The following is a 14,880-nucleotide window of genomic DNA, read 5'->3' as shown; positions in this document are numbered from 1 at the left end:
CTTTCCTCCCACTATTTAGCCGTCTATATCGACGCCACCTTTATTTCCACCCGTAGGGACAGACAGGTGTCCAAGGAGGCCTACTATACCATTCTGGGGGTATTGGAAGACGGCAGCAGGGAGGTGCTCACGGTTGTCAATCATCCCACAGAAGGGGCTCTGTGCTGGAAAGACGAGCTTGAGGCCTTGAAGCAAAGAGGCGTCGAACAGATAGACTTAGTCGTTTCCGATGCATTGCAAGGAATAGAGAATGCCGTCTGTGCAGCCTTTCCAGGTGCCGCACACCAGTTCTGCGTGGCACACGTCAAGCGACAGATACTCAGCGGCGCATCACATAAAGACAAACCAGTAATGGCGCAGCAGCTCAGTGAGGTGTTCCAATTGGAGAACAACGAGATGAATTCCTTGCAGGGATACGAACAATTCATTACCTTTGTCGAGAAATGGGAAAGGAAATATCCTGCACTAAGAAAGTACAAGACCGAACGCAACTGTGCCTACTTCACGTATATGGACTTCCCGGCCCAAGTGCAGAGGTGCATATATACGACCAACTGGATTGAAAGGCTCAACAGGAAGTACAGGAGAACCATCCAAATGAGAACATCCATGCCATCAGAGAAGTCCGTCATCTTCCTCCTGGCGGCCGTGGCGATGGAGGAAACAAAGACGACATATGAAAGGAGAATATATCAATTCAAGAACTGGAAAGAAAAGAATAAAATAACAGTGGAAGTACAGAGAAAGGAAAGATGAATTACACACTTTTAAGGACACTACCTCAATAGATTACAAAATGTGTCTCCAATACGGTTTTTGTAATGTAATTTTATGGTGCCGGGCAAGTCGAATGTTCGCTATCAACCGTCTGCCATACAAAAAAATATTTAGGACACTATTGATGCTCAACGCCTCTATAGAGAGGTATGTTACGCCTCTATAGAGACATACTCTACGCCTCTATAGAGATGTATGTTACGCCTCTATAGAGACGTTGTCAGCATCTCTATAGAGACGTTTTGTACGCTCGGCATGAGCATTGTTTAATGGGTGCAAGCCCCGAGTAAGTCCCAATAGCGGGAATTACATAGCCAAGGGAAAGGGTGTTCATCATGAGGTGAAATCTGAAGGGATGGCTGAAAAAAGCTTGCCACACACCGTGAGGTGTAAAAGCATGAAACCGCCGTATGTCGAACGATACGTACGGTGGTGTGGGAGGTTGGTAAATGTGAAAAGTAGGAGGGTAAATGCCTTTTATGAATAACATTTACCTTCTGCCCAATTTTTTTATTTTTTCGTGAGACAAGAGGCACGAGACAGCTTGAGAATGGTTCAGACGATTGGTTCAATACCTGAAACTAACGCTGAGAAGGCAGTATGTGGGTACTATCTTATAATAATATTCCGATGACGAAATGGCAGTAACGTTGTACTCTCTGATGTTTTTGTTGTTGAAAATGTTGTAAGTCGTGAGCGTCAAAGTGATGTCCTTCTTCGGTAATCCGTAGCTCAAGTAAGGTCTTACGAATAAATAGAACGTGTGATTGCGTCCCAAAAAGTGCTCATCGAATGTAAATTTCACTTTTAAGTTCTTTCCGAAAGATCCAATCAGGTCTTGGTAAAACGAATAATCACGTGTTCGTGAAGGTTTACTGCCGATGCCGGAGACAGAGCTGAAGGTATAGCGCGCACCCATAACATAATTGAACCAACCGGAGAAGGCAGAGCGCAGCGAAAGCGTGGAATGGACGGAAACGGAATTTACGTTCCGCGATCCATTATCCTCATATTCAGTCTGAAAAGAATTTTTATTGATGCTTGCGGAGAGCTTGAAACCTTGTCGGATGGTATCGATGTAATGACTTACCGACAGATTTCCGAAATGTGTTCTGTTGTTTTTTACTTCTGTGGGCAAGATATAATCCATGTTCTCCGTGATACGGATGGCATCCACCCAATTGTTTTGCGACAGACTGTAATTGTAAATGGCTAATATTGAAGTTCTTACTGACGGAGAATATCTGTAAAGAGAATTGATGTGAAAATCTCCCGTATGATCGTTTACGAATGATGCCGGCTCTGTGTATTCGCGATAGTCGGTATATCGTCCGAGATATTCTGTCGGCATTATCTTCCCTTGCGTGTAGTCGCATGATAGAGAGAGGTAATGCCTTCCCCAGTCCCCCTCGAACAATAGTTCGGGCTCTATTCTCATTCTTTCCGATTTTGTGTTCTTGCCTGATGTGTCGATGAGTTTTTGTTGCCAATATCCCAAGAGGGTTTTAAGTTCTATTCTTGATTTTCCAAGATGAAAAGTAATATCGCCCTTGGTAAATAATAAATGTTCGTTGTATTTTACCTGATTGTCGAAAGAATCGTGGGTAAGCGTTGCGCGTTCTTTTCTGTAGTTCTGTCCCGTTTCCACATTCCACGCCCATCCCCTTTCTTTCTTGTAATACTGTATGGAAAAAAGGTTAAGAACGTCCTGATGATTGAAATTTTGACAGATGCCGTATATGGAGTTATTGAAGCCAAACGACTGGTTGTCGCGATTACCCATGGTAGTGTTGCTGATGATAACGGCCGCCTTGTTTTTGAAAGCGTGAGATAGATTTATCTTTCCTTCCACGTAGGTGGCTTTTGTTTGTGTCGCAAAGGCTGAAGACATGTCTTCCGTAAACTTGTTGTTCACTTTCTTGTTGGCATGGACAATCTTTCCCAGTAAGGTTAGGGTCGTGGTCGGGCACAGGTCGTATTTTATCTGAAAGTTGTTGTTTAGCCATATGGGACTGTTCTTTAGAAAAGTGTAAATGTCTATCTTTACAGCGTTATTGAAATATGAGGTCTCTTCCCGACTTTCCGTCTGATAACGATTCTTCTCCACATTGAATTGGCTGCTGATTGTCAGTGCCTTTTTAGGTTGCCAAACCATGTTGAGGCTGTTGTATTCCGATTTCTGCTCCGCATAATCGATGTTGTCGCGATGGGCGAAGTTGTACAGGTGATCGCCAACAATCTCCGCGGAGTCCAGTCGTATCAGGTCCTCAAAGGAGGCGAACTGAGAGGACCTGATGTTCGAGAAGCCCATTGCGTCGTATAACTTGAATTTTTTGTTCATCAGTAACAGGTTGCCCACCTCGTTGTAACGATGTCTATATCCACCTCCCATTTCCATTTGTCCAACAGGCTTTTGCAACCGCATGTCCGATTTCAAAGACAAATTTAGTATCATGTCGTTGGAGCGTTGCACGTCTTTCAATTGTCTGTTTTCTTGATAGTTTTTTATCACTTCCACTGTTCCTATGAACTTAGCGGGAATGGTCTTGCTTGCAGTCTTATAGTTTGTTCCGAACATATCGGCGTGGTCAAGTGTGATTTTGCTGATGTGTTTTCCCCTGTAGGCTATGTCTCCGTTGTTGTCCACCTCTATGCCGGGAAGTTTTTTCAGCATTTCCTCCACGTTCTTTTCCATGCCATCGGTGAAAGCACTCACCAAAAATTGTGTTGTGTCGTTGTATTCCCGAATGGGCTTGGCACTCACCACCACTTCTTTCAACCCTATCTCCTCTCTTCGCAAAATAACATGGAACGGTGTGCTGGTGGCTTTGTCTGTCTTGATTTGCTCTTCTCGGTAACCTAAACATCTTATCACGATGCGTCTGCCCGGTTTTATTATCGCTTTGCCCAAAGCGAAAAATCCGTTGTTGTCAGTTGTCGCGAAAGATAACAATTTGTTGCCCTTATCGTAAACAAGAACATAGGCATGTGCAACGGATTTTCCATCTTCATTTCTTACATAGCCGGTGGTTTGGGCTTTCAACGAAGATGTTGCCGATAGGGAGAGCAGTATGAATAACAGAAGACGCCAAGCGGTTTTCATCAATTTATCTCAGGCATTTATCTGTGTTGTTGGTCTTAACCTCGTAAGATGTGGAAGCCTCACGACTGTCCTGTTGGCTGTTGAAGGCTCTTGCCAACTTCGCAGCATTGGCCTCCAAACGCTTCCGATAAACCTCTTTGCTTATCACCTTTCTTTTCTTTAGGTCGGGTTCTTGTGGCAATTCAGCGGTTTGTTTCATCGAAGTCATTTGTATGTCAATCTCACCGTCGGAGGAAAAGGCGGAAACAATCAATCCCGGTAGTCCCCATAGTCGCCACGGACCGCATCCAACGGGAATTTCCGGCGTGAACCATGCTTTTATGTTCCAGCCGCACAAATCGCATTGTGCCAACATGCAGTGGTATCCACCTATGGTTTTGGTGCTGTCGTTGAAAATGATCCAGTTCAAGGGATCCAAGTCGCCTTTGATAACGCACTTCTCCGAGATATCGCTTTCTTCCCAAAGAAAATATTTCTTGTCGAGAGAGTAATAGTTGAAGCGTCTGATGTCTAATTTGTCTTCGGCTTCTTCGTCCGATATATAAATGTCATCTGAGCTTATTTCCATCTCTTCCTGGTAGAACATATCATAGAACCACGCGTCCTTATTGAATAATAAGGTGGCATGACCATGATTAAAAGTTCCGAATTCGGAATATTCTGCTTGATAATTCTGCGCGAAAAGTGGGAAACTATAGATAAATAATATATTAAAAAAAAGAATTTTAGTCATTTCATTTCCATAGTTATGTGTTTAAAGAGTTGTTTCTTTTCTTTTTTTTACTTTTCCTCTTATTTTTAAAAAAAGAGGTTTTTGGGAGGCATTACTACAAATTATAATACTCTCTTTAAACGCCCCTAAAAAAAACTGCATGATACCGTATTACCAAATTGATTTCTTGGTTTGGGGCAATGGTATTATTATTGCATTTATAGGTTGTACAAGAACAGGTGGTATAAATTTTTGAAATTATGAGTGTATCGCTGCCAATGTTTTTTATTTTGAACGACACAATTGCATTAGTGTTTTCATAAATGGTCTTGAAATCGTAATGGCTTGTCCTTACTTGAATGACAGGACTAGATAGCACTATACAAGATTTCAAAACCATTATGAAAAAGATAATTCTTCTATTCATTAGAGCGCTTTTCTTAACTCTTTTTCTGCGGCTTTAATTGATTTTAGAACCTCTTTTAGGGCTTTTTGACAATCTTTAGCTGTTACGCTAATCGTAACTTCTACGAAATGTATAGAAACTTTGACGCTTATTGTGCAAGAAACATTTTTTTCTTGTTCAGGCACTTGGGCTATAGTGTTTTCAATTACAGATTTACATTTTTCATCAAGCTCTATTGAGGATAGTTCGGTGATATCTCCCTATTCAAAATTGTAAATAACTTCATCAACGAATCTTGTTGAAACTTCCTCGGCAGCGTTAGATGCTATACTAAAAGTAAATAAGCATAAAAATAATAAAATAGATTTTTTCATAAGAGAAATATTAAAATTTATATTTAAATGTTATGCAAAAATATTGTAAAACATAGTAAACAAAAAATATTTTAACACTTTTAACATTGATAGTGTTCTAAATGATTTTTTAGCACACGTCCTAATTGACTAATGTAAGCTCTTTATAAGAATATTACGTACATCAAAGGCTGGCAATGTGCCGACAGGCATATCAATAGAATGAAAATATTAATACGATAAACATTGATTATAAATTACTTACAATGTGATTTCCAAAAGCTTGGGTATTATGACGCGATATCTAAGCACGTGGACAATGATTCCTATCGTGTGAAATCTTATTATATTATTTCTTAACGACTGATTGGAATTTCCTTGTTCGCCAATATGTTTCATTTCCACTATCCTCAACTTTTTGAGAGTGAGAATACAAAAAGCGACTCGAAGGCAGATTGCTTTCGAGCCACTATGGTTGAGCCTGTAATGGTGGATAAATTACAGAAGTTTCTTGCTGAGTTGCTCAAGCATATCCACGGTCATGCTCTTGAGGTCGTACTGAGGTTTCCATCCCCATTCTGCACGGGCACAAGAGTCGTCGAGGCTGTTGGGCCAGCTGTCAGCGTTGTTCTGCAACAGTGGATTCACCTCGTAAACCATTTCAAAGTTTGGCTTGTGCTTTTTGATTTCGTTGTAAATCATTTCCGGCTCAAAACTCATGGATGCGATGTTAAAACCATTGTAGTGAACGAGCTTCGACGGGTCGGCTTCCATCAGCGAGATAGCTGCGTGCAATGCGTCGGGCATGTACATCATGTCCATGAAAGTGCCTTTCGCGATGGGGCAGACGAACTTTTCGCCTTTCACGGCAGAGTAGTAGATATCCACAGCGTAATCGGTTGTGCCACCACCGGGAGGCGTTACGTAGGAAATCAAGCCCGGGAAACGTACCGAACGTGTGTCCACGCCATACTTCTTGCGGTAGTAGTCGCTCAACAGCTCGGTGGTAACTTTTGATACGCCGTAGATGGTGATGGGACGCTGAATGGTATCCTGTGGTGTCATGTCGTGGGGAGAGTTCGGACCGAAAGAGCCGATGGAACTTGGCGTAAATACGGCGCAGTTGTTTTCGCGCGCCACCTCCAAAACGTTCCAAAGCCCGTCGATACCGATTTTCCATGCCAATCGGGGCTTGCCTTCCGCAACTACGGAGAGGAGTGCCGCGAGGTTATAGATGGTGTCGATGTTGTGCTTTTTTACAGCTTCGTTGAGCATCTCCGGGTTGGTAACGTCGCATTCAGCGAAAGGACCGCTTTCCTTGAGTTCGCCTGTGGGCTCTGCGCCTTTGATATAGCCTGCCACAACGTGCTCGTTTCCGTAACGCTTTCTTAACTCTCTTGTCAGTTCAGACCCGATTTGACCGGTAGAACCGATTACCAATACATTTTTCATATTATTATTTTACTGATTTGGATTACGTTGGCGCAAAGTTAAACACTTTTTCGATTAGTTTATAAAATAAAAGTATTAATGTTGTATAAAATTAGCCGTTCCGATGAAAAATACCTATGTAACCGTCTATTTTCTCAAAAAATATGACTTACTTTGCAGTTGTAAATTTTAAAATCTAGTGTTATGTATGGTAAAATGAAACAACATCTCTGCGATACCCTCGCAGAAATCAAAGAAGCAGGTCTCTACAAGGAAGAACGCATTATTGAAAGTCCTCAACAGGCTGCCATTACCGTGAAAGGCAAAGAAGTACTTAATTTCTGCGCAAACAACTATCTCGGTTTGTCAAATCACCCACGCCTGATTGAAGGCTCCAAGAAAATGATGGACGCTCGCGGCTTTGGTATGTCGTCAGTACGCTTCATCTGCGGTACACAGGATATTCACAAGCAATTGGAAGCTGCTATTTCCGATTACTTCAAAACGGAAGACACTATCCTCTACGCGGCTTGTTTCGATGCCAATGGCGGTGTTTTTGAACCTTTATTGACCGATCAGGACACAATCATCTCCGACTCTCTTAACCACGCTTCAATCATTGATGGTGTTCGCCTTTGTAAGGCTAAGCGTTATCGTTATGCCAATGCCGATATGGCTGATTTGGAAAAATGTCTCAAAGAAGCACAGGCACAGCGATTCCGCATCATCGTTACCGACGGTGTGTTCTCAATGGATGGCAATGTTGCCCCGATGGATAAGATTTGCGACCTCGCCGAGAAATACGACGCACTCGTAATGGTTGATGAGTCGCACTCTGCCGGTGTGGTCGGTGCTACCGGACACGGTGTGAGCGAACTCTGCAACACTTACGATCGCATTGATATTTATACCGGCACACTGGGTAAAGCCTTTGGTGGCGCATTGGGAGGTTTCACCACGGGTCGTAAGGAAATTATCGATCTCTTGCGTCAGCGCAGTCGTCCTTATCTCTTCTCTAACTCTTTGGCGCCAAGCATTATCGGTGCCAGCCTCGAGGTGTTCAAGATGCTGAAGGAAAGCAATGAATTGCACGATAAGTTGGTGGAGAACGTGAATTACTTCCGCGACAAGATGATGGCAGCCGGCTTCGATATCAAGCCAACCCAGAGTGCCATTTGCGCGGTGATGCTCTATGATGCCAAGTTGTCTCAGGTTTATGCTTCCAAGATGCTCGAAGAAGGCATTTACGTTACCGGTTTCTACTATCCGGTAGTACCGAAGGAGCAGGCTCGCATCCGTGTGCAGCTTTCTGCCGGTCATACACGTGAACAACTTGATAAGGCAATCGCTGCCTTTATCAAGGTGGGCAAGGAACTTGGCGTTTTGAAGTAAGCAGAATTGTTATAAAATGTATATTCATGCCGCTCTATCCCCAATATCGGGGATGGGGCGGTTTCTTTTTGGATGCCTTCTCTCGATTATAATCTATCGATTTAAGTAGGTGCTCAAAATTAAACGTATATACCTTCTTGGTTTTTTATATTACTCTGCTACTATCTTCTCGTTTTCTTTTTATCATTCTTCCGTCTTTTATCGATTGAATAGCTCGCTACACTCCCTTTTCAAACCAAAAGAATGACTGAAAGACAAACGAAAATATTGTGGCAATTGATTTTAGATACTACTTGTTGTGAAAAAATCTCAATAATAGTTTTTGTTTTTAGATTTTATACGTATATTTGCATCGATATTTAATGTTTTTATTATAATAACACTTAAATTATAACTTATGACAAGAAAAGTACCTATTCTCTTGCTCACTCTTCTTTTGTCGTTGAGTACGCAAGCAAAAGTCACCAATATTATTGTGTGGCTGACATCGGGCGAAACTGTTACGTACAGTCTCGCGGAGCATCCAAAAGTTATTCCGGGAAGTGAGGAAGTAAAAATTACCACAACCAAATCGGAAATTGTTTATAACGCGGGAGAAGTCAAAAAGATTACCTTTGATGATCCAACGAGCATAGAACAAAAGGTGGCTGACTCTACCAACGAAACCGTGCGATTTTATGGCAATGCTATGCATCTTTCAGGATTTAAAGCAGGCGAATCGGTACGTGTTTTCGATACGTCGGGAAAACTATGTTATAGCTATCAGACCGACAATGTGGGTGGACTTACCATTCGTCTCGACAATTTCCAGAAAGGAATTTATATCGTAAAAACCAATCGTTACTCATCTAAATTTATCAAGAAATGAAAAAAATAATCAATTCTTTCGCTTTCACTTTTGTTTTTCTGCTCTCCGCGGTATGTGCTTCTGCTCAAGGTGTATATATTTATAAGAATGGAGAAAAACAAGTTTTCAATGCCGCAGACATAGATAGTTTGGTCTTCTTTGGTGATGGCAATACTTCCGGTAGTCAGAATAGTTTTGAGATGCCCAGTGCCGAATTCGGTGCTTCTCTCGATGAACTCTTCAACTCGGCACAGAACAATGGCTTCTCGGTAACAAAGAATGGGGCAACGCAGCTCAATCTCTCTAAAATTGTTAATGGAGTAACCTATAACTGGGTGTACAATTTCGATGATATGGGGACGTATAAATATTCCAAATGTAAATTGCCAGAAGGAAAGGTTAATGACTTTGAGAGCTTTATTACTTCTAAGGGATTTGCGGAGCAGCCTGACGCATCGAAAAATTCAGATGTGAAAGTATATCTGAACAATGAGGCTAAAACGGTGATCTTCGTCAATATTGAAGATGGTGCCGCTGAATATTATTATGGACCTTACGATGAGTCATCTACATCGTGGACACGTATCTCCACTTTAAGTGATCCGAAAACTTCAACATGGATGCCATATTATGGAAGATATGCCACAGTGGAACTTATGCAACTTTTTGAAAAACGCATGAAGCATGAGTTGAATACCACACTTTCGAAGATTGATAAAGGGGTATATGTTTACAATACCGGAGACCCGAAATGGATAGCCGTAAAATACTGGTTTGACGTAAAAACAAAATCAAAACTGGAAGAGGCATCCATTCTCGTGGACAAAAACAATATCCCTACACCTGCCGAAGTTACGGCATATCTCAAAACGATGGGGTACAGATATACCGGATTGACGAATTCGGACAAGGATGTTATTTACTATAGCGATAAGCTGAAATCGGCATGCTATGTTCTTATGACAAAACCAGAGGGAGCAGCTACTTTCACTCCGCAAATGCACTATGCTTACAATGATTTGGATGGTCAGGTTCCACCATTGACGGTTGATTTCCCAATGCCCATCATTGAGTTTGGAAAGAAAACCATTGATGAGATAATGGTGGAATATCGTAAACTGCCTTATTTTAAGAGTGAGGAACCTAATGAGATGGGAAAGGTAATTAACACTACATCGGATGATTTTCCGAAAATTATATTGATAGAAGATGGAGGAAAATATGCCGCTGTTATTGTAGTTACGTTCGACAAACTTGTCATTCGCTCTCCTTACCTTACGGATATGCTTACTAATAAGGGGTATGAGTATAGACCTGATGCCAGTGTGTTGCCAACTTATGTAGATTTTAAAAACGATGTGATGGCACAATTCGATATCAACGATCTTTACCAATATGGTTGGTTCTCTGTATCCTTTATGCCCAATGAAGTAAAACCGTAAGTTTCCGTTATCGACTACCTTGTAACGTACTAGAACAACCCTTATATGTTTGGTTTCATATAAGGGTTGTTTTGCGATGTTCGGCATGAGCATAGCCTAATGATTGCTTACTTTCTTGTCTCTTGCCCATGACGGTTCTGAACAGAAAAATGTCAGCCGGTTTCCCACCAACAGAAAAATGGCAAGCATGTGTAGTAACTACACTGTGCTTGCCATTGCTTATCGTATAGGTTGAGCGTTGCTGACGAACAGCAGTCGTCCACTGATTAATCCTTAATAGAGATCTTCTGCGAGAACAACTACTGGCTTAATCAAATCCCTTGGTTTATCCTTCATCAGCAAGAGGGCCTCTTCCATGTGCTCGAAACCGTTGAAACGGTGGGTAATGAGGTGCTTAAGATCAAGGCGTCCTGAAGTAACGAGCTTTGCCAATTTCTCCATACGTAGTCTTCCACCGGGCATCAAACCGCCTCTGATGGTCTTGTGCCCCATACCTACACCCCATTCAACGCGTGGAATCTTTACAAACTCACCGCTGCCAAGGTAGTTCACATTACCGATGACACCGCCCGGCTTCAATACAGCGACTGCCTCTGCAAATGTATCAACAGTACCACCGGCGATAACAACGCGGTCAACGCCCTTACCGTTGGTGCGTTCCATAACTTGTTGGGCAATAGGACCATTGTGGTAGTCGATGATTTCTGTTGCACCGTAAGCCTTTGCAGCAGCTGCACAAACAGGTCGGCTACCTACGGCATAGATGTTGGATGCACCTCTGAGGGCTGTTCCGGCAACTGCCATCAAACCAACAGGACCGATACCAATAACAAGCACTTCGTCACCAAATTTCACGTCTGCGAGTTCAACCCCATGGAAGCCAGTAGGAACCATGTCGGAGAGCATTGTTGCAGCAACCGGATCCATGCCTTCAGGAATGAGTGCCAAGTTACCGTCGGCATCATTAACGTGGAAATACTCTGCAAAGACACCATCCTTGAAGTTGGAGAACTTCCAGCCTGCCAGCATTCCGCCAGAGTGCATGGAAAAACCGTTCTGTGCTTCGAGTGAGTTCCAGTCTGGTGTAATTGCAGGAACGATAACACGGTCGCCAGGTTTGAAATCTTTTACCATCGAACCCACTTCCACTACCTCACCCGTAGCTTCGTGGCCGAGAATCATGTCCTTACGGTCGCCAATGGCTCCCTCCCATACGGTGTGAACGTCAGATGTACAAGGCGCAACTGCCAAAGGCTTTACAATTGCATCCATTGGACCACATGCGGGTCTTTCCTTCTCAATCCATCCGGCCTTGTTGAGGCCAAGCATTGCATACGCTTTCATAATGACTTTTGTTTTAGGTGATTGTTAGATATAGTAATTTATTCAACTCGCTTTTATTTCATTATTCATCAGCTTGTTTTTGTTGAAAAATGATAAAAAGTGACAGCGCAAATATATGGAATCCTAATTTAACTTCCAAATTTATTAAGAGAAAAAAGATAATTATTTTGCTTAGCATGCGTGAATGTAATCTCTGCTTTTCAAAGAGGAATACTAAATGGTGGCTCATCGTGAACTGTGATCGTTGAGGGCAGTCGCATATCCCATTTTGTTCCATTCATTTCTTTGTGGCATGAAAATGTTGAATGAAATTGATTCGAGATATTGGACTTATTTTCAGAAGTCGGAGATGAGCATCTTCTTGGTGTGTAAATTTGTTTGGGAGAAGCGAAAAATTCCTCAAATCTGACTTTATCCCAAATTGGTCATTAGCAACCACTTTGGTTCTTTCTTCTAATGACCACCATTAGAAATATTCAATTATAGATGTTTGTTATTCAGCAATTTACCAACTAAAACCCATACGCAATGAATTCATGTCGCTACCTGTCTGTCCGGGCAAGACAAAAGCCAATCATATTCTTTGCTTAGCCGGGGCATTGAAAACGCGACAATCCTTCCCGGCTATACGAGAGTGTCCTAAATTTTCTTCATTCATCTATCCAAAGCTTAGCTTTTGCTTTCCAAAAGGTAAGCTTTTGCAATGCAAAAGGTCATGAATTGGAGCGCAAAAGCTAAGCTTTTAAATCGCAATAAATATTATCTTGATTATCAATAGGTTAAGAGGCGTGTTGCGAACGTGGTTTTTGTAATATAATTTCGTGATGATTAGGACACCATTGGGAAAAGATAAAGAATTTCTCACTGCCATATAACACCGAGAAATCCTAACGACCGATTTGGGTTTATGGTTCCTTTCCTGACCATCGGAATTTATCGCGCTCTCATCGCAAGAATGCGTAAAGGAAGTGCTAATATTCGTTTTCAATTGGCATGATTGCCCATAAAATGACATAGAGCAAAATACCCGGGAAAGCCCCGCTAAAAAGGGTAAGGGTTGCATACAAGGCTCTGACCGCCGTGGAATCGAGATCTAAGTATTTTGCGATTCCACCACACACCCCTGCTACTTTCGTATCTTTGAAAGAACGAGTTAGACGTCGTTTAGTATCAAAATTCATGATTCTACTATTTCCGGAATTATATATGACAATGAATCAATAACATCTTGGCGAGAACATCCCTCTTTGGTAGCGATGAAAATGGTGTCGTCGCCTGCAATCGTACCGAGAACTTCCGGCAAGTCGCTGTTGTCGAGATTATAGGCAATAGCACTGGCATATCCCGGTCGGGTCTTCATGACCGCAAGCTGTCCGGAAAAATTAATGGAGACGAAACCGCTGCTGCGCAGCATGTCGGTTGCTTTCCTTGGCATCGTAACGCGCTTGTACATTGTCTCGTTAGGCAATACATAAACATATTTCCCATTCATCGATGCGGCTTTGGCAACTTTCAATTGCTTAAGATCGCGACTTAGGGTGGCTTGAGTCAGTTTATAACCCTCTTTCTCCAGCTCTTTAAGAACCTCTTCTTGCGAACTGAGTTCCATGCTGGAGATGAGCATCTTCAATGTTTCCAATCTGCTGGTCTTTACTTTCATTCCTTGTATAGTTATTCGATTGTTTTTGCAAATTTATACAATAAATTTCTATTATGCAAGTCTTTTGCTTTAAAAGATAGGAGAATAATAAAAATACCTTCTACGCAAATCGGTCATTGGAAAAACAACGGAATGACAGGGTTGAATAATCTAATGACCGATTTGGAACTAATGGGTTGTCTTGTTTACTCTCTATTCCCAAAGAAGCGAAGCAAATAGAGGAATAAATTGATGAAATCAAGATATAGGCTTAGCGAACCAAGTAAAGCTATCTTTTGTGCGCTCTCTCCTGCGTCAGGGGCATTCATTAACATGCGCTTTATCATTTGAGCATCCCAAGCTGTAAGACCGGTAAAAATCAGCACTCCTAAACCACTTACAATTAAGTCCATCATCGAACTTCGCAAAAACAGGTTCACCACTCCCGCAATGATCAAACCTATCAGTGCCATCAGTAAAATGCCTCCCATCTTGGTCATGTCTTTCTTCGTTGTGGAACCTATTAGTGCCATTGCACCAAATGTGCCTGCCGTAACGAAGAAAGTCTTTGCAATGGAAGCAATGGTAAATGCGGCAAATATCCAGCCCATGGTCAATCCGTTGATCGCTGAGAATATGATGAACCAACCGGTTGCGGCGACAAGGGATAATTTGTGGATGCGTGATGAGAGATAGATGACAATGCCAATCTCTGCTATCGCGGCAATGATGAGCGGCGTTATGCTTGTGTAGAGCATGGTCATCATGGACTTTGAGGTACTTACGCCGTAAGCTATGATGCCGGTGATGACAAGTGCCATTGTCATCCATGTATATACTTTGCGCATCAATAGGGGAAAAGAGCGACTAAGCTCTAAATCACGGTCGCGATCGTTGATAGTTCTTGAATAATCGTTGAATTTCATAATTTATATCGTTTGTTTATTTGTTGTTCATATTTTTTACTTGTCGATAAGACTGAAAATGCGAATATGCGCTTGGTTATGACTTGCAAAGCTCATGCCATATTAAATGCAAATATAAAATAAAGTAGAGATATTAGCAAATATAATAATGATTTTTACATTAATTTATTTCTTACCGGACAGGAATCGATTTCATGTAAAATACCTAAGTACCTATATATAAGGTGTATCTTCTTCCATCTCTTGATTTATATCAATTCTTTATTTTATTTTACTTATTTCTAAAATTTTTCCTTGAAAATATTTGGTGGTTGTGAATTATTGCATTATCTTTGCACTCGCTTTCAAGAAATACGCCACGAGGCGTTTTTGCGATGGCATTAAAATCGTTCTTTGAAAAGATTTACATAGACAGAGAAGTAGTACAAGAAGAAGCGTCCGCCGCCGATATTTTTTTATTGGTCGGTGGATGGGTAAAGAAACGAACCGTTCAATTTTTTTTATCTTC

13 protein-coding genes are annotated in these 14,880 nt (G+C 41.7%); 4 read left to right on the top strand and 9 right to left on the bottom strand.

The window, feature by feature from the left end; translation table 11 throughout:
- Nucleotides 1–756 (top strand): IS256 family transposase (locus E0E16_RS09670; RefSeq protein WP_181951336.1); only part of this gene is annotated, 756 nt, incomplete at its 5' end.
- A 589-nt stretch (nucleotides 757–1,345) separates the two neighbouring features.
- Here E0E16_RS09670 and E0E16_RS09665 read toward each other — a convergent pair.
- From E0E16_RS09665 to E0E16_RS09650, 5 genes are all read right to left on the bottom strand, one after another.
- The gene (locus E0E16_RS09665) at nucleotides 1,346–3,880 is read right to left on the bottom strand and encodes a carboxypeptidase-like regulatory domain-containing protein (RefSeq protein WP_130830139.1); all 2,535 of its coding nucleotides are present in this window, start codon (nucleotides 3,878–3,880) and stop codon (nucleotides 1,346–1,348) included.
- Nucleotides 3,881–3,884: 4 nt separating this feature from the next.
- Entirely contained in the window at nucleotides 3,885–4,613 is a 729-nt protein-coding gene (locus tag E0E16_RS09660) for a GLPGLI family protein (RefSeq protein WP_130830138.1), read from the bottom strand.
- A gap of 115 nt (nucleotides 4,614–4,728) precedes the next feature.
- Complete coding sequence (locus tag E0E16_RS14830) at nucleotides 4,729–4,992, bottom strand: DUF1573 domain-containing protein (RefSeq protein WP_369406426.1); 264 nt, start codon at nucleotides 4,990–4,992, stop codon at nucleotides 4,729–4,731.
- A 26-nt stretch (nucleotides 4,993–5,018) separates the two neighbouring features.
- Nucleotides 5,019–5,183, bottom strand: coding sequence for a hypothetical protein (locus E0E16_RS13640; protein WP_165444225.1), 165 nt, complete (start codon nucleotides 5,181–5,183; stop codon nucleotides 5,019–5,021).
- 666 nt (nucleotides 5,184–5,849) lie between these two features.
- The gene (locus E0E16_RS09650) at nucleotides 5,850–6,803 is read right to left on the bottom strand and encodes an NAD-dependent epimerase/dehydratase family protein (protein ID WP_130830136.1); all 954 of its coding nucleotides are present in this window, start codon (nucleotides 6,801–6,803) and stop codon (nucleotides 5,850–5,852) included.
- Nucleotides 6,804–6,986: 183 nt separating this feature from the next.
- Between E0E16_RS09650 and kbl the strand changes: the two genes are divergently transcribed.
- The 3 genes from kbl to E0E16_RS09635 all read left to right on the top strand — a co-directional run bounded on the left by kbl (nucleotide 6,987) and on the right by E0E16_RS09635 (nucleotide 10,463).
- On the top strand, nucleotides 6,987–8,174 hold the full coding sequence (gene kbl, locus E0E16_RS09645) for a glycine C-acetyltransferase (RefSeq protein WP_130830135.1): 1,188 nt from the start codon (nucleotides 6,987–6,989) through the stop codon (nucleotides 8,172–8,174).
- 397 nt (nucleotides 8,175–8,571) lie between these two features.
- Complete coding sequence (locus E0E16_RS09640; protein ID WP_130830134.1) at nucleotides 8,572–9,042, top strand: T9SS type A sorting domain-containing protein; 471 nt, start codon at nucleotides 8,572–8,574, stop codon at nucleotides 9,040–9,042.
- Nucleotides 9,039–10,463, top strand: coding sequence for a hypothetical protein (locus E0E16_RS09635; protein WP_130830133.1), 1,425 nt, complete (start codon nucleotides 9,039–9,041; stop codon nucleotides 10,461–10,463). Before E0E16_RS09640 ends, E0E16_RS09635 begins: the two co-directional genes overlap by 4 nt.
- Before the next feature lie 273 nt (nucleotides 10,464–10,736).
- Here the strand turns inward: E0E16_RS09635 and E0E16_RS09630 are convergent, their stop codons facing one another.
- From E0E16_RS09630 to E0E16_RS09615, 4 genes are all read right to left on the bottom strand, one after another.
- On the bottom strand, nucleotides 10,737–11,735 hold the full coding sequence (locus E0E16_RS09630) for an NAD(P)-dependent alcohol dehydrogenase (RefSeq protein WP_305000471.1): 999 nt from the start codon (nucleotides 11,733–11,735) through the stop codon (nucleotides 10,737–10,739).
- A gap of 1,043 nt (nucleotides 11,736–12,778) precedes the next feature.
- Nucleotides 12,779–12,988, bottom strand: a complete 210-nt coding sequence (locus E0E16_RS09625) for a PspC domain-containing protein (RefSeq protein WP_130830131.1) — start codon at nucleotides 12,986–12,988, stop codon at nucleotides 12,779–12,781.
- Entirely contained in the window at nucleotides 12,985–13,467 is a 483-nt protein-coding gene (locus E0E16_RS09620) for an arginine repressor (RefSeq protein WP_130830130.1), read from the bottom strand. The genes E0E16_RS09625 and E0E16_RS09620 overlap by 4 nt, the downstream gene beginning before the upstream one ends.
- 185 nt (nucleotides 13,468–13,652) lie before the next feature.
- Nucleotides 13,653–14,372, bottom strand: a complete 720-nt coding sequence (locus E0E16_RS09615; RefSeq protein ID WP_130830129.1) for a Bax inhibitor-1/YccA family protein — start codon at nucleotides 14,370–14,372, stop codon at nucleotides 13,653–13,655.
- Between the last annotated feature and the right edge of the window lie 508 nt (nucleotides 14,373–14,880).

The sequence above is a fragment of the Prevotella rectalis genome (assembly GCF_900607215.1).
Taxonomy (GTDB): Bacteria; Bacteroidota; Bacteroidia; order Bacteroidales; family Bacteroidaceae; genus Prevotella; species Prevotella brunnea.
The sequence above is the reverse complement of the archived record's forward strand: the minus strand, read 5'-3'. Positions and strand labels throughout refer to the sequence as shown.